Below are 17856 nucleotides of genomic sequence, written 5' to 3' on the forward strand. Positions count from 1 at the left end.
GCGGGTGGGCGGCGTTAAGTGGCCGCCGCGGAAATAGTGAGTGATGCTAATGGAATCGGCGATTGTCAGCGTCAATCTCTTTGGCGCAGTTGCGCTCCTGCTCTTTGGCCTCAGCCAGGTCAAGGACGGGATGACACGTGCCTTCGGCGCGAAGCTTAGGGTTGGCCTGGCAAGGGGAACGCGCAGCGGCTTTCGCTCGTTGGTCGCCGGCTTCATTGCGACAATTGCCCTTCAGAGTTCGACCGCAACCGCGCTCATGGTAGCATCATTCGTCGAGCGTGACCTGATTGTCCCGGCAATGGCCCAGATCGTTCTGCTCGGAGCCAATATCGGCACGGCTGCCACAGCCTGGATCGTGGCGCTTGGTCTTGAGTGGCTGTCACCGCTCCTTCTTCTTGTCGGTGCTGTCCTGATGCGCCGGCGCTCGACGGCGGTGCAGGGGACCGGCGTTGCTTTGATCGGCGTCGGCCTGATGCTCTTGTCGCTTCATTTGCTTTCAGCAGCGACGGAACCCTTGCGCCAATCGCCGGCGCTGAGCGTCTTCATCAGGATGCTTGGAAACGCGTGGCCCGTCGCTTTGCTGTTTTCAGCATTCCTTGCCATCCTGGCATCATCGAGCCTTGCGGTCGTCGTGCTCATCCTGTCGCTCTCGGCAAGCGGTCAGGTCGACACCGGTCTAGTCATCGTGCTGATCCTTGGAGCCAATCTTGGCGGCGCCGTTCCCCCCGTGCTAGCAACGCTGAAAGCGCCTCCAAGCGCAAGGCGGGTCGCGGTTGGCAATCTGATCGTGCGCGCTGCGGGTGTCTGCCTTGCTCTGCCATTGGCAGGCTACGGTGCGTTGCTGTTGGAGGCGTCGCCGCTTCCACATCCGAATTTTGCAGTCGATGCGCACCTTGCCTTCAATCTCGCCCTTGCGCTTGTAGCCTGGCCCTTGTCGAGGGTACTCCTCAAGGCGACGAGCTCCCTATTGCCCGACCCGAAGATGGATGACAGCCAGACCAGTTTTCTAGATCGCAGCAACCTCTCGCATCCAGTCGCCGCCATGGCGGGCGCAAGCCGTGAAGCGATGGCGGTCGGAGACCTTGTCGAGCGAATGCTGTCGCAGGCAGCCAGCGCAAATACGCGCAATGACCAGGCAGAGCTCGCAGGCATCATCAAGCTTGAAGGACAGGTCGACCGCATACAGCATGACATCAAGGTCTACATCGCAAAGCTTGGTCACGATGGCCTGAGTACGGCCGAGCATCGGCAGTCGATGGATATCGTGGAATATGCAATCAATCTGGAGCATATCGGCGACATCATCGAAAAGGGGATCGCTCCTGAAATCGCCAAGAAGATCGACCGCGGTCTGCAGTTTTCTGAAGAGGGACACCGCGAGATAACGGCTTTATTCGCCCTGACACTCGACAGTCTTCGCATGGCACAGGCTGTCTTTTCCACGCGCGATCCGGATCTTGCCCGGCGCCTTGTCGAGGTCAAGGAAGAGGTGCGTCGTCTGGAGAAGCAATCTGCTGAACGCCATTTGCAACGACTTCGTGAAGGCCGGCTCGATAGCGTGCAGACAAGCTCGCTGCATCTCGATCTGTTGCGCGACCTCAAGCGGATACATGCGCATCTGGCATCGGTTGCGCATCCCATTCTCGACGATAGCGGCCTTTTGATCGAAAGCCGCATTCGCCAGGGAGTCTAGCGTGCCGTCGTGCGTTCTACCATTGTTACGGAAACGACTTGTAGCCTCGTTTCCGCCTCATCATTGTCCAGGGCGCCAAGCACTTTGTCTGTCAGTTCCTCGAGCGACTGGGCGACAGTTGTGAGCTGGTATCCCTTCCAGCCGGCTTGTGGAATGTCATCAAAGCCGATAATCGAGACCTCCTCGGGAACCCTGCGGCCCATCTCAAGGCGAGCAGCATCGAGAAAGCCCAGAGCAAGCAAGTCGGTAACACAGAAAGCACCGTCGATCGCCGTATCGGTGAGTAGTTCGCAACCGGCCCTATATCCGCTCTCGTAACTCGTCGGGCCATCGGACCAGGCCACGACCTCGATGCCTTCAATACCCATTCGCTGGCTAAAGGCATGGGCTCGCCGTGTCTGTGCCGGTGTCTGGCTGCTGCCGGAGACAACGGCAACCTTCTTGCATCCCGCCTCAACCAGACGCATGGCCGCGAGGTCCGCCCCATGTGAATCGTCGCTGAGAACCATGTTGGTGTCCGTGCGATCGAGCCTCTGATTGATGAGAATCAGTCGGACACCATTGGCAATGCACTCATCAACAATCGATGCGGGCGGCTCGCCGGACAGGACCACGATCGCCTGCACCCTGAACTCAAACAACAGCTCAATCAGCGGCGCGATGTCCTTGCGAGCATCGGCAGCATTTAGAAGCAAGCATTGCAGCCCGCGGCGCAAAAGCCCGATACTCAGAAGATCGAGCTGCTTCGAAATGAATGGAGAGCCGAGATTGGCACCGACAACACCGATCAGATTTGACCGATCGCTGTTAAGGCCCTGGGCCAGGCGATTGACCCGATAGCCGAGTTCCCGCGCGGCTTTCAGAACCTTTCGCCTGACAAGCTTCGAGACGCTCCCACCTGGAGTGAACGTCCGCGACACGGCGGAGCGGGAAACACCCGCCCGCTTGGCTACATCTTCAGCTGTTACAAACGTTGTTGCCATATGCCACTTTCAACAAATCAGCGCGGTTATCACAGGCCACAAAGCTTCGACTTTTCCAACCGGAAAATTTCTCGACCGGTTCGCGCTGCAAAAAGTCGGGATTCGCAGGCGGCTCCAGCTTTGGTGCGGAGAAGATGCATGCGGTCGAAACGGAGCGTTTATTCCATCGCTCAATCGATTGACTGCAAGCCCGTTCGAAAAATATCATATACAGCAAAAAAGAAGCATGAAAAAACAACGACATAGACGTTGCGCACGTGTGCAATTTTCTGTTGACAAATATGCCGATTACGTGGATCATGCATTCTATAAGCAGGAGAATATGGAATATTTATTCTGTATTCTCCTGTGACAAGCACGCCGGAAGGAGCTGGCCTGCTTGGTGGGAGGCGGATCGCGACGGTCCACCTTCGGAGGACATTTTCGTAACCCTTGCTGGGCGAGACCGTGGTGTTACCGCGGACGGCTTGTTGCGCCCGAAGTGCTGGCCGACCAGCTTGGGCTGCGAACATGACGCGATGGGAGGAACGGTTGAGTTTTTACAGTGAAGCCATGAAAGCAGAAGCGTCTCATAAGAACGCACTCGCAGCACCGTCCAACTGGCAGCGGTGGCGGTACCGTCTGAAGATTGCCTTGCGCGAGCCAACGACCCTCGTCGGCATTTTTGTGGCTCTGCTCTTTACCTACCTCATAGTCGTGCCGATCATATCGATCGTGCTCGACGCGGTTAGGGTGCAGTTTGGTCACGAGCGCCGCCTCGGCAAGGAGGTTGGAGACCTAACCCTTTACTATCTCGACCGGGCATTCTTCTCGCCGGTTGCCTCCGACCTCTTCTGGTACCCGCTTTTCAATACGCTGACAGTTGCGCTTGGCGCGATCGCCCTGTCTCTTGTGATCGGGACGATGCTTGCCTGGCTGATCAGCAGGACGGATATGTTCGGCCGCCGATGGTTTGCGACCGCGCTCATCGTGCCTTACATGCTTCCCGCCTGGACATTCGCGCTTGCCTGGACGACCTTGTTCAAAAATCGCACCATCGGCGGCACGCCCGGCTGGTTCGAAGCGATGGGTATGACCCCACCCGACTGGGTCGCCTATGGACGCTTCCCGATCACGATCATCCTGGCCCTTCACTATACCCCGTTCGTCATCCTGCTTTTTGGTTCGGCCCTGCGTCGGTTCGATTCACAACTTGAAGACTCGGCCCGCATCCTTGGCGCCCGCCGGTATCAGGTCGCAATCCAGGTCATCCTCCCGCTGATGCGCCCGGCACTTCTCTCGTCGATGGTTCTGATCTTCGCGAAATGCCTGGGCGAATTCGGCGTCCCCTATGTGCTCGGCCTGCCCGTGAAGTTCGAGGTGCTCTCGACGTCGCTTTTTCGCAGCATCGCGTCACGCCAGACAGGTGTCGCCGGCGTTGTGGCTGCCTCGATTATGGTCATCGGCATCATCACGCTCATGATCGATGCGCGCCTGGTGAGGGAAGCCCGGCGGTTCGTCACCATCGGATCGAAAGGGTCGATGAACCGGCAAAGCCGGCTCGGCAACATGCGCATCCCGGCAACCGCATTTGCTGCGGCGATCTTCGTTCTGAGCGTCGGCTTGCCGATCCTGACCCTTGCGCTCTCTACAGTCATGAAGATCCCCGCGCAGTTCACCTTCGATAATTTCACGCTGGACTACTGGATCGGCACGAACCTTGACACCGTGGCGTTGCAGAGCGGCATCCTGCTAAGCCCAGACCTTTGGGCGGCGGCCAAGAATACCATGATGATTGTCGGGCTTGCCTCGCTGACATCGGGAATTCTTGGCCTCTTCGTTGGCTATGTCGTGATCCGCACACCGGTGCGTGCACTCTCCGTGTACCTTCGCCAGGTCACTTTCCTCCCATACCTTGTTCCCGGCATCGCATTTGCAGCCGCTTATCTCTCGCTCTTCGCAGTGCCTCGGGGCCCGATGCCGGCGCTTTATGGAACAGTGACCATTCTTGTGCTCGCCCTCATTGCCGACCAGATGCCCTATGCCTCGCGTGCTGGCATTTCGGCGATGACGCAGCTTGGAAAGGACCCCGAAGAGGCCGCGCAGATCGCCGGCGCCGGTTGGCTGCGACGCATGGTTTCGATCGTTATCCCGATCCAGAAGGGGTCGCTGGTAACAGGTGTCCTCCTGCCGTTCATATCAGGCATCAAGGGCCTCAGCCTCTTTGTCATTCTCGCTGTGCCAAGCACTGACGTCCTTACGACCTACTCGCTCCGACTGGTCGATTACCACTACACGCAGGCCGCCAATGCGGTGGTCCTCATCATCGCCGGCATCGCCTATTTCGGCACGCTGCTCGCTCAGAAACTCACGCGCACAAATCTTGCAGAAGGACTTGGAAGCTGATGCCCACTATCAACCTGCGCGGTGCGCAAAAGAACTACGGCATGAACTCGGCAAATGCTGTTTCCAATCTCGATCTGGAAATCCGTGATGGCGAATTCATGTGTCTCCTTGGCCCTTCTGGCTGCGGCAAGACCACGACATTGCGAATGATCGCGGGGCTGGAAAACCTCTCCGGCGGCGAGATCATGGTTGGCGAGCGCGTGATCGACTCCGTGGCCGAGGGGATATTCGTTCCGCCGGAAAAGCGGGAGATGGGCCTCGTCTTTCAGAGCTACGCACTCTGGCCCCACCTGACAATAGAGCGCAACACCGATTTCGGCCTGCGCTTGCGAAAGCTGCCGAAGGCAGAGCGTGAGGCGCGTGTCGAGAAGGTGATGCAGGCTCTCGACATTGCCAAGTACCGCGACCGCTACCCCTCGCAACTTTCTGGAGGGCAGCAGCAGCGCGTGGCGCTCGCCCGCATGCTTGCGGTCAACCCGGGTGTTCTGCTTCTTGACGAACCTTTGTCGAACCTTGATGCGAGGCTTCGTCTCGAGATGCGCGCAGAGCTCAAGCGGCTGCACAAGGAGTTCAAGACAACCATCGTCTTCGTCACTCATGATCAATGGGAAGCGATGACGCTCGCGACAACGATCGCCGTGATGAACGAGGGCACCCTTCAGCAGATGGGAACCCCGAACGACATCTATGACAAGCCGGCCAACCGCTTCGTTGCCGAGTTTGTCGGAAGTCCTCCGATCAATATCCTGACCTTCGGCAAACCCGGTGCCTCCGATATTGCCGACAAGGCCGAAGCCTATTTTTCTGCACGCTACTCAGCTTTGCGGGGCATCGGTTCGGTTGGCGTCAGGCCGGAGGCAATGGGCTACGTCACCAGGATCGAGGACGTGCCTCAAGGTGAATTTTCCGCAGAAATGACGGTTACCGGCGTCCTGCCGACGGGGGGCAGCTGGATCCTTGAACTGAGAAGCGACAACCACACGCTCTTTTTGACCACCCACGCATTGCCGCGTCTCGAAGGAGGCGAGCGCGTGTTTTTCCACGCCCCGCCAGAAGCGCTCCATGTCTTCGACGCGCAGGGAGATCGTCTCGTCGAGGCAGACATATTGCTGCGCGTTGGCGTTTTGAACTGACTGAATAACGTTCTTACTGAAGGAGGAGCAGTATGAGGCGCATGATGAAAGACAGTGCTCGCAGGTTGCTTTGCGCGGCATCAATCGTTGCGACAACGGCGGGAGCTGCAGGCGCGGGCGATGGTTTTGACCTCGACGGGCTCGTTGCAGCCGCAAAGAAGGAAAAGCCGATAACGGTTTACGACAGCACCGGCAAGATCGTGGAGATGGCGAAGAACTTCGCCAAGAAATACGGTCTTGAGGCGGAAGGTTCGAAGGTGAAGGCGTCGGCCCAGCTTGAGATGATTATCCGTGAAGCACGTGCCAACAACATTCAAGGTGACGTATCGATCATCAGCGACGCGCCTGCCGCCGTCGCCCAGCTTATCCCGCAGGGTTTTGCGGAAAGCTGGCTGCCGCCCGACCTTGCCGCCAAGATTCCCGTCGAATACCAGGATCCCTTGACCGTGGTCACAAGCGCCAATGTTTGGTCCTACAACACGGCGCTTTTCGACAGTTGTCCAGTCAGTAATATTTGGGAGCTCACCGAGCCGAAGTGGAAGGCTAAGGTGGCGATGCAGGATCCGCTCGGAAAAGCCTCCTATGTCGACTGGTTCAACCAGATGGCAAAGCACGGGGACGAAGAGGTCAGGGCGGCCTACAAGGCGCGCTACGGAAAGGATCTGCAAACAAATGAGACAAGCGCCACTGCGGCCTGGGTCAAGGCGCTCGCCGCAAACGCGCCGCTTCTGACTGATGCCGATGCCGCCGCTGCCGATGCGGTAGGCGCTCCAGGTCAGTCGCAGCCTTTCATGGGGTTGATCAGCTCTGCCAAGTTTCGCGACAATGCCGACAAGGGCATGAAACTCGGTCTCTGCAAGGACCTGAAGCCATGGCTCGGCTGGCTTTACCCGGGCGTCGGTCTGATTACCAAGGGTACTGACAGCCCGAACGCGGCCAAGCTCTTCGTCCACTTCATCATGACAGAAGAAGGCATCACCCCACAGGCGATCGACGGAAAAATGTCGACGAACAAGGATGTCAAGCTGCCGGCGGACGAGCCTTCGGGAATTGGCGCCGCGTTGAACCAGCTCCTGCCCTATTCCATGGCGACGAGCCTTGACGACTGGGATGCTCGTGAGACGTGGCAGGACTTCTGGCGAATGAACTACCAAAAATAAAACGGGTACGGGAGGAAATACATGACGAACTTGAAGAAGGTCAGGGCTGCCGGACTTGCCTATGTTGCAGCAATCTCCGTCGCTTCCATGGCCAGCGAAGCGGCCCGAGCCGCCGACGCGTTCGATCTCGGCGCAATGATCGAGGCCGCCAGACAAGAGCCGCCGATCACCGTCTACGCCGTGACCGGCAAGATTGTTGATACCGCGCAAGCCTTTACCAAGAAATATGGGGTTCAGGCGAGCGGCAAGAAGGTCAATGAGGCGACACAGGTCGAACTGGTGATCCGCGAGCGCCAGGCGGGCAATGTCGTCGGTGATGTCAGTGTTGCAACGGATGTCGCTTCTGCAATGGGCGAACTGTTGCCCGAAGGAATTGTGACGAGCTGGACGCCTCCGGACATCGAGGCAGATATCCCTGAAAAGCTTCGCAATCCGCTGACGGTCGTGTCCGACGCACATGTTTGGACCTACAATACAGAAAAATACGCTAAGTGCCCTGTCACCAACATCTGGCAGCTGACCGAACCGCAATGGAAGGGAAAGCTCGCCATGCTCGACCTTTTCGACAAGCCGCTCTACGCTGACTGGTTCAATCAGATCGAGATGCATCACGACGCCGAAGTGGCCAAGGCATACGAAGACCTCTACGGCAAGAAGCTGGATACCGGCGGTGCGACCGCCACTGCCGCCTGGGTGAAAGCTTTCGCCGAAAACGGGCCGCTTCTTTCGGATTCGACGACGGTCGCCGATGCTGCCGGCGCGCCAGGGCAAGCCGATCCGTTCTTCGTCATTACCTCGACAGCGAAGTACCGGGACAACGAGGCCAAGGGTCTGAAGCTCGGACTGTGCGCCGGGATCAAGCCATTTTCCGGCTTTCTCTATCCGGGTTTCGGTCTGATCGCCACCCAGACCAAAAGCCCGAATGCGGCCAGGCTCTTCGTCCACTATCTGATGACCGAGGAGGGAATTGCACCACAGACTGTCGACGGGAAAATCTCTGGCAATTCGAAGATCAACCTGCCGCTCGACGAGCCGTCTGGTGTTTCACGGCATATCGACGAGCTCATGGCATTCGATTCATCCACGGCGGCGGCCGATCTCGACAAGCGCGAGAGCTGGCAAGACTTCTGGCGGACGAATTACCGCAAGTAAACGCCGGTCAGAGTCAACGGGGGAGGAAAGCAATGAGAAGCATGTCAAATCTGAAGTGTGTGGTGATTGCCGCCCTCGCGGCCGCCTCAGCAATTCCGGTCGCAGCGGCCGACGAATTCGACCTTGAAGCTCTGGTTCAAGCGGCAAAAGCCGAAAAGCCAATCAACGTCTATGACAGCACCGGCAAGATCGTCGAGATGGCGGAAAACTTCACGAGGAAGTACGGCATCAAGGCAACAGGAATGAAGGTCTCGGCAAATAGCCAGCTGGAGATGATCATTCGCGAGAGCCAAGCCAACAATGTGCAAGGCGATGTCGTCCTGATCACCGATGCGCCGGCAGCGCTCGCGCAGCTTCTGCCCGAGAAATTCGTCGAAAACTTTGTCCCGGCCGACAAGGCATCGACGATACCTCCACAGTTCCAGAATCCATTGGCGATATCGACCAATGCCAATGTCTGGGCCTACAATACCGAGACCTATGAAAAGTGCCCGGTCACCAACATCTGGGAACTGACGGAGCCCAAGTGGAAGGGCAAGGTTGCGGTCATCGATCCGTTGACGAAAGGCAACTATACCGACTGGTTCAATCAACTACAGGCCCACGGCAGCGAGGCCGTGGCCGCAGCATACAAGGCTCAATTCGGCAAGGAGCTGGAAACTGGCGAGAAGAGTGCCGCTGCGGCCTGGATCAAGGCTTTCGCTCAAAACGGGCCACTTGCAACGGATAGCGATGACAAGGTCTCGGAAGCAGTTGGCGCGCCGGGTCAGAAGGACCCGTTCTTCGGGCTTTTGAGTTCGGCGAAGTTTCGCGACAACCAGGACAAGGGATACAAGCTCGGCATTTGCACCACACTCGAGCCTTGGGTGGGTTGGAACTACGTCAAGCTTGGGCTGATTGCGGCGAAGACGCAGAGTCCGAACGCCGCCAAGCTCTTCATCCACTACATCCTGACAGAAGAAGGCATCGCGCCGCAGATGAAGGACGGCAAGCTCCCGACAAGCACGGCAATCAAGATGCCCGACGATGAGCCATCCGGGTTGATGAGGATCTCGACCAAGCTGCAGGCCTACGATTCCTCCACAGGGCTCGACGATTTCGACCGGCGCGAGGAATGGCAGGATTTCTGGCGGGTGAATTACACGAAATAGCTGGAATTGGCGCCGTCTTGCCGGCGCCAGCCGACATTAGCCTCGCACATCAAGTGGATTACAGAAGATGAAAAACCGTGCCCATGGCGATCCGCCGCATTTGGACGAAAAGACAATTGCCCGATCAAAAAAGCTCACCGAGATTGCCAAGGGCGCGGCACTTGCCGTTCACGATCCCCTCATCAAGGCATTCCGTTCAAACGTTGCTGTCGACTACAAGGTCGATCTCCACGACGTCGTTACTGTCCATGACAAGCAGGCGGAAAACACGATCCGGAATTTTATCCTGGAGCACGAACCGGATTCCGCAATTATGGGCGAGGAGGGCGGACAAACCGGTTCGGGCCACATTCAATGGTATGTCGATCCGATCGATGGAACCTCCAACTTTGCAAGAGGGCTCGCATTCTGGTGCGTCTCGGTCGCTGCAGTCATCGAGGGCCGCGTTGTGGCCGGCGCTATCTACGATCCCGTGACAGAGTTCATGTTTTCCGCGGATCTGAGCCGGTCCTATCTCAATGGCAAAATCTTGCAGTCTCGCTCCATCCCGGATGAGACACATGCGACCTTGATAACCGGCTATCCGGTTTCACGAGACTTCCGGATTGACGGTCGGGATGCAGCCCTCGCCAATCTGGGGGAACTGGTCGAGACATTTTCGACATTGCGCCGTCCCGGCAGCGCGGCGCTCAGTATCGCCCATGTCGCCGCCGGCTGGGCCGATGCTGCGGCGGGGTTCGGCGTCAACGCTTGGGACGTGGCGGCAGCAACGCTGGTTCTCAGGAACGCGGGAGGCCGATACTATCCCCTGACCCTCGGGAAAGTTCCGGCCGGTTCGACGGAGTTCCTATGTCCAGGATACGTCGCGACCGGGCAGGGTGCGATATATCCGACATTGGAGCGCGTTGCGCGTCAAATCAGCGAAACAAGAATTGCCCGGGCCGCTGCCTAGCTAACACCGTGCGCGAGATCGGGGTTGCCCGTTTTCCAGGCGCAGGTTCAAACATCCAGCGGTCAAATGGAGAAAAAATGACCCTAACAGAACGCACCAGTGAAGCAGCCGCGGATACCCTTCCAAAGCTCAGTCTAATATACGAAGCCCACCCACTCTATGGCGTAGACCTTTTCATTTCCGGGAAAGAAGGAGCGAGCGATCTTGAACTTTTGAGAAGCAGGGGGATCACGACCGTCGTCAATTGCGCCGTTAATCTAGACTTCAATTTTGTCGAGAAGTCCAACCTTGTTTCGGATCATCAGGGAAGCATCTACGGGCCGGGCGAAATCCGCTACTACAAGATCGGGTTGATCGACGGGGCTGGGAATCCGGATACGCAAATGGTCGCCGCTCATTATATCTTGCGTGCTGCACTCGAGCAGGTGTTGCCTGACAAGCCGTCCTATCCGCGACGAGAGAAAGGCAGTGTCCTCATCAACTGCCGTGGCGGCCGGTCACGTTCGGTCGCGGTCGTCTCGCTATTTCTGCACCTGACATTGCCGTCGCAATTTCCGACGCTAAAGGACGCGATCGCCTTCGTTCGGTTGCGCCGTGAGCTTCCCGTCGAAGAATACTACAAGGCGCCGAAGCCGGTGCTTGCCGAGGCAGCGGAGCGCGCAGCCGGCTGGATCAAGATGATCGAAACGGCGTCGTCGCAGGCATCGAATTGAAACAACGATCGCAACCAAAAATGTTGTCAGCATATGGTTAGGGCACAAAGTCGGCTCTGTGCCCCAAAAGATCTCGAGGCATTCAGGCAGATGATTGCTACGCGCCTGATCGTCTTTCCGGACCGGTCGGAACGGGTGGCAAGGCTTGCTCTCGACAGGCCAGAGGCTATCGCCTTTGGAACGCTGCAATCGGTGGCACGGGAATGTGCAGTCGCAAACACCACCGTCTTTCGAGCTGCTCAAGCCGCCGGTTTTGACGGATTTGCCGATTTCCGGATGATGTTCATTCGACATGTCCGGTCAAGGCATAAGGAAAAATAATGCTTTAGTCCGGAGCGATACGCCCCACACAACGAGTGCCAGGATTGGACACATCGCCACGGCCAGCCATCCAGGTGTCACACCGGCACTCCACAGCGTCCCGAAAACTCAAGGACACTCCAAGAGCCAGCTTCAAAATTCCTATCCCACAACCAAATTGCAACAGGAGTGTTGGTTCGAGAATGCAGGACGCAAATCTTATCGTGTCATCGCCCTTGATGAGCGCAATACGTGGATCACCAAGTTGCGCAGAGCCCGGAGGGATAGCAGGCTCTCACTGGGCCAGGCTGACGCCATGTCACGTGGAATCTCATGACCTGTGAATGCAAAAGGCTCGATCGAAACCTGCGCATGAGGTGTGTTCGCGAAGTAGCGGTGCCCCCGGATTGCGCCGGGCTTGTTTCAAGTCGCGTCGATGTGATCGGGGGCAACTGCCCGAACCTGCAGGATGCGGTCGATAAGGCCCCATTCCAATGCCTCTTCCGCCGTCATGAAGCGGTCGCGATCCATCGCTTGCTCGAATTCTTCGTAGGTGCGGCCGCAATGCTCGGCATAGAGCCTTGTCATGCGATGCTTTGTCTTCTGCATTTCCTCGGCATGGATCAGCATGTCCGATGCCTGTCCTTGGAATCCGCCTAGCGGCTGATGAATATGGATACTGGCATTGGGAAGCGCAGTGCGTTCGCCCGGCTGGCCGGACATCAACAAGAACGAGCCCATCGAGCGGGCGGTTCCCATACACAGCGTATGCACTGGGGCGTGAATGTAACGCATCGTATCGTACATCGCGAGACCGCTGGTTACGACGCCACCTGGTGAATTGATGTAGAGATGGATTGGCCTTTTGGGGCTTTCGGCTTCGAGAAACAGCAATTGTGCGCAGACAAGCGCCGAGACCGTGTCGTTCACCTCCCCGTTGAGGAAGATGATCCGCTCACGAAGCAGACGGGAATAGATGTCGAAAGACCGCTCTCCTCTGCTGGATTGTTCGACGACCATAGGGACGAGTTGCATTGCTTCGCGCATCGGCGAACTCCAATCATTCGAGATTTTTCGGAGGCTTGCCGCGTCAGGCGGCGAGCATGAGGGGCGGGCTGTTGCCGTTGGCGACCGTTTTCGCCAGCCGCTCGAAGGTCGCGCCGGTCAGCTCGTGGAGGATCCGCAGGCTGGTTCCGCCCGATCCATTCGGGGCAATCGTGAAGGTGACGGTGCTTTCGAGATGGGGCGGGGTATCGTCGCGCAATTTGTAGCGGATTTCCTTGCCCGGCGTTTCAGAGAGCGACTGTGGCTCGGCAAGCGCCTCCCTCGGCAGCCACTTCTCCCGGAATTCCGCGATGCTGATCGCCCGCCAGACTTTCTCCGGCGACGCGTCCAGTTCGTATCTCTGCTCGAAACCGCTTTCCGGCACTTTCGCCTGCACTTTGGCCTTCACGTCGTTCATTGATCCATATCCTTCAGCAAGAGCTTGAGAGCGTCGATGCGCGCCGGCCAGTAGGCGCGGTATTTCGCCAGCCATTGCGCGATAAGGGCCAGCCCGTCCGGATCGACTTCATAGTTCACGAAGCGGCCCTCCTTTTGTTCACGCACCAGCCTTGCCGCTCGCAAGACCGCGAGATGTTGGGACATCGCCGGCTGGCTGATATCCATGCCCTGGCGCAGCGTAGTGGCGTTCATGCTGCCGTTCGCGAGCTTTTCGAAAATCGTGCGGCGGGTCGGATCCGCCAGAGCACGGAAAATATCATGTTCGATCATGATTACACATAAGCACACACTTATGCGATTCGCAAGCCTGCCTGGAGCAGTTTGCAGTTTTATGGCAGGCTTGCCTGTCTGGTCCATGCCGAGTGACGATACTCAAACGCATGAGATTCCTGAGCGGCGGGCCAAATGAACAACTGTGTAGCCGGGGGGATTCGTTATGATGGACAGGAGGAAGGGACACTCCTTCACGTCAAACCTGTCAAATTTGGATCCGCCTGTATCATTGCGACAAGCTCCAAGCCTCGTTTGTATTTCACGGGATCTGATCCTACCACGTTGGCCTGCTGCAAATTGTCTTGGAGATCGGCGATCTTTACAGGGCAGGCGATCTTGTTTTCGACTGCTCGAATAACAAACTGATCGTCGGTTTCGTCTTTGCGGCGGGTCAGAGCGTTCACCGCATCAATGACGCCATTGCTGAAGCCCAATTGTTGAACACGTTCGAGGTTCCACCCGTCGCACTTCTCCACGATATCGTGAAGGAAAGCGACTGTCTTTTCTTTTGCACTTTCGACGCGATCAGCCACTCGCTCGCAGTGGCTGATGTACGGATTGCCGGTCTTGTCCATCTGCCCCTCGTGAGCTTCGGACGAAACCTGTTGCGCCAACTCGAGTTCAGATACCTCGTCTTTTGAAATCTCGCCATGTTTTGACATCGAGCACGTCCTCCGCAGCGAAAACGCAACGGCTGTCTTCGCGGTTCCGCCAGCAGGCGCCGACATCGTCGCAGTCAACAAACAGTCAGATGACAGTTTGAAGCCCGAGTTCCACTACTCTGCCACTGGGAAGGCCGAAGTAATCGGTGGCGTTGCCTGCGTTCTGCGCGAGAACGATGAACAGCCGATCCTGCCAGAAGGGCATTCCGCCCTTCTTCGAAGGAAGGATGGTCCGGCGTGACAGGAAGAACGACGTCGACATGATATCGAACTTCAGTCCGAGCTTACGCACAAGCACCAAGGCGCGCGGAATGTTAGGCGTCTCCATGTATCCGAACGTAATCACCAGTCGGCTGAACAGAGGACTGAAACTCTCGAGAAAGATCTTCTCTTCGTCAGGCACGAACGGCTCCGTCGCGGTGACGACGCTGAGGATGACATTGTGCTCATGGAGGACCTTGTAGTGCTTCAGGCTGTGCAGCAACGCCGTGGGCGCGCCTTCGACGTCGCTCGTCAGAAAGACGGCCGTTCCGTGCACAGTGGGAGGCGGCCGCTTGGCAAGCCTGTGGATGATACCCTCGAGCGGAACTTCATCGGCACGCGTGCGGGCGGCCAACAGTCGGCGTCCCGCCATCCACGTCTGCATGATAAGGCCCATGGTGCATGCCACAGTGACCGGAACCCATCCTCCCTCAGGAAACTTGGCGATATTTGCGACGAAGAACCCGGCGTCAATGAGAAAGAGCGGGACGATGACGGCTGCAGTGGTCGCGGTCGTCCATCTCCAGATGTGCTTCATCACGACGAAGAGCAGCACGCTGGTGATGAGCATCTCGCCGGTAACCGCGATACCGTATGCGGCGGAAAGTCCGCTCGAACTCCTGAAATACAGAACGAGTGCTACGACGAATACGAAAAGGAACGCGTTCACTTGCGGCATGAAGATCTGACCGGAGTGTGTTTCCGAGGTGTGCAGGATCTGGAGACGCGGTAGCACATTGAGGTGCATTGCCTGACGAACAAGGGAATATGCCCCCGAGATAACTGCTTGGCTCGCAATGACCGTGGCCGCGGTTGCCATACACACGATCGGCACCCGCGCCCATTCCGGATGCATGTCAAAAAAGGGATGTTTCGTCATATCCGGGTTTGCAAGCACGAACGCGCCCTGTCCGAAGTAGTTCAGAAGCAGGCTGGGGAAGACGAGAAAAAACCATGCCGTCACGATCGGCCGTCGGCCGAAATGGCCCAGGTCCACATAGAGCGCCTCCGCCCCTGTGACCGCAAGAAACACTGCTCCTAGGACAGCGATCGCGTGCCCGACATTGCTCGAGGCATATAGAATGCCATGAAGCGGGTTGATGGCGCTGAAGATTTCTAAGTCGTCGAGAATATGGATGCCGCCGCTTATTCCTAGAATCAGAAACCAGACTGCCATGATGGGGCCGAACACCGATGCAACTCCGCCTGTCCCGAAGCGCTGTACGAAGAACAGCACGGCAATGATGGTGACGGTGATCGGCACGATCCATCCGGAGAGCCCGGGGGCCACGACCTGGATTCCTTCGACGGCGGACAACACGGAGATTGCAGGCGTTATGATCGCGTCGCCGAGAAACAGGGAAGCGCCTGCGACGCCCAGAACGAGGATCCATGCTGGCTTCCCAGCGAAACTCTGGCGTGCAAGCGTCATTAAGGAGAGCGTCCCGCCTTCGCCTCGATTGTCGGCCCTCAGAACGAACGTTACGTACTTCACCGTGACGACGATCGTCAGAGCCCATACAATCAGCGAAAGAATGCCGAGCACGTTCTCCCGGTGCGATCCCGATCCTGCTGTCGCATGCAGAGCCTCGCGAAACGCATAGAGCGGACTGGTCCCGATATCGCCGTAAACGACACCAAGCGCTGCCAAAACCAAAGCGGGTAACCCGCTTCGTGTCTCAATCGCCAGTTCCGGGTCTTCGGATCGGAGTTGCGGATAGGTCACCGGGCAGTCCTGATGGGAGTGAGTATCTTTTCGAGGTTACGACTAATGATCTCGTTGAACGTCCGACAGTTCGATTGGTTCGAAGGGGTGAACCACACCGCTGTTTGATCCGTCATTTTCTCCGACCGGCGCAGAATCGTGCTTGTCTTGCGGTCCAAGCCCTACCAAATGCTCGGAGCGTTAGCTCGCGGCACGCGCGAGAACGTCAAAGCCCGGTCGCCATGGTACCAATAAACTCGTTCTCCTGACGCTGCGCCTGCCAGGATTGCGCGATACCTTACCACAGAGGTTCGCGATATTGCACAGAACCTACGCCAGAATGTTTGATTTTCAGGGACTTAAGTTGGGTTGATCGCGTGACGCCGGTTCAATTCCGACGCTACACTCAACCGAAATCGGGCAGGACCTCCGGGTTTCACTGGTCCTTGGAATGCACCAGTGCGCAGCTCTCATTCGCGTGCGCTGCAAAGCCATTCCGGTTCGCGGCATCGCCACTCGGTCGATGCGAGCTCGCAGGGAGTGTTAACCATCGTATATCGCGTCCCGCAATCAGCGTCCCAACGTTGTTCAGAGTCCCACTCCCATTTGCGCATGACCTGAACTCCAGACTCCTAGAGTCCGCCACGCGCTACAGGCTGCAACCGGGATATTTGTAGAGGTCGGCTTGGGACAGATCGGGCGGGCATTTCACGGCGCCTGTGGCCTTCTGGCCGCATGACGATGCCTTAATCTGCGATATCGATGCATAACGCCCCTGAGAGACGCGAACCTTGACGCACTGCTTCTTGTCGGCGTTCCACCAGGTATTGTTGCCGCCCACGTCAACATAGCCCCGCGCCTGCATTTCGCTCTCGGCGCCAGCGGCTCGCGAGCCCACGAGGTCGGCGATATCGGATGGCGATTTGGCGAACGCGGCCAAGGGCACCAGGACTACGAGGCTGATTGCTATTGTCAGGCGCATGATGATTTCTCCCTGGCATACATACCGCGCAACGTTAGTAGAACCCAGTATCGTTGAGCAAGGCTGTGCTTAGACGACCGCTTGCTGCCGAAGACCCGCGGGCTTGACGTCCCCAAGCACCGCCCACTGCCAATCAGCCGGCCCCTCCCAAAAAACTGTAGATAACGTCGGTCACGCGATTTATTAGCAAAGACTAAATCTGCTACGCTTATTCGATCCTAGCAGTTAACGGCTCTATCGAATGACACGGAGGCTGATTTGCGAAAGACGGCTGTGAACAAAGAATACCTCGGGGCAGGCGCTCCGGTTCAGAGCAGCATCCTTCTGCGAGGTGCGCCATTCGACGCCCGCAATATTCCTCCATATTACCTGGACTTCTCATTCATCAAGCATGCTCTCAAGAGCATCTGTCGCGAGAACGGAATTGAGCGCGACCGCAGGGCAAGGGTCGAGGTCGCTGCTATGGTGATCGCCTTGTTTCAGGAAGGGGCACGTTCCGAAGGTGAAATCGTGGAACGCGCCCGCGCGAGGTGGTCGGAGGCAAGTATCCAATAGACACACCGAGCGGCTGCGGGTCGCGTTGTCCCAGGTAGCCAACGGCTGTCGGGGATCAGTCCACTCTCGACATTCCTAAACTGCACTAGATGCGGGATCCACATGGGTTTGGGAGCACTCGACACCCAAGCGGAGGGGTCTGCTTCGATACTTCCGTATGATTGTAATGTATTGGGGGTTCGGCGATCATGGTGTCGGTAGCCGCCGCGGCAGCACACCCGCGATTTTGATTGAGCTCAAGTCCGAAGGGTGCGTCTGGCAGCGTATGGGTCCAGTTTGTCCGTTTTTGCATA

Annotated in this window: 16 protein-coding genes; 9 read left to right on the plus strand and 7 right to left on the minus strand. The window is 57.6% G+C overall.

The window, feature by feature from the left end; all coding sequences use genetic code 11:
* Positions 1-49 precede the first annotated feature (49 nt).
* The gene (locus AF71_RS15465) at positions 50-1693 is read left to right on the plus strand and encodes a Na/Pi cotransporter family protein (protein WP_169682071.1); all 1644 of its coding nucleotides are present in this window, start codon (positions 50-52) and stop codon (positions 1691-1693) included.
* Here AF71_RS15465 and AF71_RS15470 read toward each other — a convergent pair.
* On the minus strand, positions 1690-2676 hold the full coding sequence (locus AF71_RS15470) for a LacI family DNA-binding transcriptional regulator (protein ID WP_169681982.1): 987 nt from the start codon (positions 2674-2676) through the stop codon (positions 1690-1692). The two genes, AF71_RS15465 and AF71_RS15470, sit on opposite strands and share 4 nt — an antisense overlap.
* A 552-nt stretch (positions 2677-3228) precedes the next feature.
* Between AF71_RS15470 and AF71_RS15475 the strand changes: the two genes are divergently transcribed.
* From AF71_RS15475 to AF71_RS15510, 8 genes are all read left to right on the plus strand, one after another.
* The gene (locus AF71_RS15475) at positions 3229-5061 is read left to right on the plus strand and encodes an iron ABC transporter permease (RefSeq protein ID WP_169682073.1); all 1833 of its coding nucleotides are present in this window, start codon (positions 3229-3231) and stop codon (positions 5059-5061) included.
* Entirely contained in the window at positions 5061-6194 is a 1134-nt protein-coding gene (locus tag AF71_RS15480) for an ABC transporter ATP-binding protein (protein WP_169681983.1), read from the plus strand. Before AF71_RS15475 ends, AF71_RS15480 begins: the two co-directional genes overlap by 1 nt.
* 32 nt (positions 6195-6226) lie before the next feature.
* Positions 6227-7354: an ABC transporter substrate-binding protein gene (locus tag AF71_RS15485; protein ID WP_169681984.1), complete on the plus strand. Its 1128-nt coding sequence runs from the start codon at positions 6227-6229 to the stop codon at positions 7352-7354.
* 87 nt (positions 7355-7441) lie between these two features.
* Positions 7442-8506, plus strand: coding sequence for an ABC transporter substrate-binding protein (locus AF71_RS15490; RefSeq protein WP_246733681.1), 1065 nt, complete (start codon positions 7442-7444; stop codon positions 8504-8506).
* A 41-nt stretch (positions 8507-8547) separates the two neighbouring features.
* Entirely contained in the window at positions 8548-9657 is a 1110-nt protein-coding gene (locus tag AF71_RS15495) for an ABC transporter substrate-binding protein (RefSeq protein WP_246733682.1), read from the plus strand.
* 67 nt (positions 9658-9724) lie between these two features.
* Positions 9725-10609 (plus strand): inositol monophosphatase, encoded by an 885-nt coding sequence (locus AF71_RS15500; RefSeq protein ID WP_169681987.1) that lies wholly within the window; start codon positions 9725-9727, stop codon positions 10607-10609.
* A gap of 77 nt (positions 10610-10686) precedes the next feature.
* Entirely contained in the window at positions 10687-11322 is a 636-nt protein-coding gene (locus tag AF71_RS15505; RefSeq protein ID WP_169681988.1) for a dual specificity protein phosphatase, read from the plus strand.
* 90 nt (positions 11323-11412) lie between these two features.
* Complete coding sequence (locus AF71_RS15510; RefSeq protein ID WP_169681989.1) at positions 11413-11643, plus strand: transcriptional regulator; 231 nt, start codon at positions 11413-11415, stop codon at positions 11641-11643.
* Between the two features lie 402 nt (positions 11644-12045).
* Here the strand turns inward: AF71_RS15510 and AF71_RS15515 are convergent, their stop codons facing one another.
* The 6 genes from AF71_RS15515 to AF71_RS15540 all read right to left on the minus strand — a co-directional run bounded on the left by AF71_RS15515 (position 12046) and on the right by AF71_RS15540 (position 17008).
* Complete coding sequence (locus AF71_RS15515) at positions 12046-12669, minus strand: ATP-dependent Clp protease proteolytic subunit (RefSeq protein WP_169681990.1); 624 nt, start codon at positions 12667-12669, stop codon at positions 12046-12048.
* A gap of 43 nt (positions 12670-12712) precedes the next feature.
* Complete coding sequence (locus AF71_RS15520) at positions 12713-13084, minus strand: hypothetical protein (protein WP_169681991.1); 372 nt, start codon at positions 13082-13084, stop codon at positions 12713-12715.
* Positions 13081-13395: a metalloregulator ArsR/SmtB family transcription factor gene (locus tag AF71_RS15525; RefSeq protein ID WP_018859114.1), complete on the minus strand. Its 315-nt coding sequence runs from the start codon at positions 13393-13395 to the stop codon at positions 13081-13083. Before AF71_RS15525 ends, AF71_RS15520 begins: the two co-directional genes overlap by 4 nt.
* Positions 13396-13589: 194 nt before the next feature.
* Complete coding sequence (locus tag AF71_RS15530; protein WP_169681992.1) at positions 13590-14060, minus strand: hypothetical protein; 471 nt, start codon at positions 14058-14060, stop codon at positions 13590-13592.
* A gap of 85 nt (positions 14061-14145) precedes the next feature.
* Positions 14146-16047, minus strand: a complete 1902-nt coding sequence (locus tag AF71_RS15535; RefSeq protein ID WP_169681993.1) for a potassium transporter Kup — start codon at positions 16045-16047, stop codon at positions 14146-14148.
* Between the two features lie 628 nt (positions 16048-16675).
* Complete coding sequence (locus AF71_RS15540) at positions 16676-17008, minus strand: hypothetical protein (protein WP_112648199.1); 333 nt, start codon at positions 17006-17008, stop codon at positions 16676-16678.
* Positions 17009-17856 lie beyond the last annotated feature (848 nt).

Source organism: Rhizobium sp. 57MFTsu3.2, from assembly GCF_012932765.1.
Taxonomy (GTDB): domain Bacteria; phylum Pseudomonadota; class Alphaproteobacteria; order Rhizobiales; family Rhizobiaceae; genus Rhizobium; species Rhizobium altiplani.

Coding starts and splice junctions, on each gene's coding strand:
- AF71_RS15495 (WP_246733682.1), top strand. CDS start 8,548: ATGTCAAATCTGAAGTGTGTGGTGATTGCCGCCCTCGCGGCCGCCTCA.
- AF71_RS15490 (WP_246733681.1), top strand. CDS start 7,442: ATGGCCAGCGAAGCGGCCCGAGCCGCCGACGCGTTCGATCTCGGCGCA.
- AF71_RS15530 (WP_169681992.1), bottom strand. CDS start 14,060: ATGTCAAAACATGGCGAGATTTCAAAAGACGAGGTATCTGAACTCGAG.
- AF71_RS15500 (WP_169681987.1), top strand. CDS start 9,725: ATGAAAAACCGTGCCCATGGCGATCCGCCGCATTTGGACGAAAAGACA.
- AF71_RS15475 (WP_169682073.1), top strand. CDS start 3,229: ATGAAAGCAGAAGCGTCTCATAAGAACGCACTCGCAGCACCGTCCAAC.
- AF71_RS15465 (WP_169682071.1), top strand. CDS start 50: ATGGAATCGGCGATTGTCAGCGTCAATCTCTTTGGCGCAGTTGCGCTC.
- AF71_RS15540 (WP_112648199.1), bottom strand. CDS start 17,008: ATGCGCCTGACAATAGCAATCAGCCTCGTAGTCCTGGTGCCCTTGGCC.
- AF71_RS15480 (WP_169681983.1), top strand. CDS start 5,061: ATGCCCACTATCAACCTGCGCGGTGCGCAAAAGAACTACGGCATGAAC.
- AF71_RS15505 (WP_169681988.1), top strand. CDS start 10,687: ATGACCCTAACAGAACGCACCAGTGAAGCAGCCGCGGATACCCTTCCA.
- AF71_RS15520 (WP_169681991.1), bottom strand. CDS start 13,084: ATGAACGACGTGAAGGCCAAAGTGCAGGCGAAAGTGCCGGAAAGCGGT.
- AF71_RS15525 (WP_018859114.1), bottom strand. CDS start 13,395: ATGATCGAACATGATATTTTCCGTGCTCTGGCGGATCCGACCCGCCGC.
- AF71_RS15515 (WP_169681990.1), bottom strand. CDS start 12,669: ATGCGCGAAGCAATGCAACTCGTCCCTATGGTCGTCGAACAATCCAGC.
- AF71_RS15485 (WP_169681984.1), top strand. CDS start 6,227: ATGAGGCGCATGATGAAAGACAGTGCTCGCAGGTTGCTTTGCGCGGCA.
- AF71_RS15470 (WP_169681982.1), bottom strand. CDS start 2,676: ATGGCAACAACGTTTGTAACAGCTGAAGATGTAGCCAAGCGGGCGGGT.
- AF71_RS15510 (WP_169681989.1), top strand. CDS start 11,413: ATGATTGCTACGCGCCTGATCGTCTTTCCGGACCGGTCGGAACGGGTG.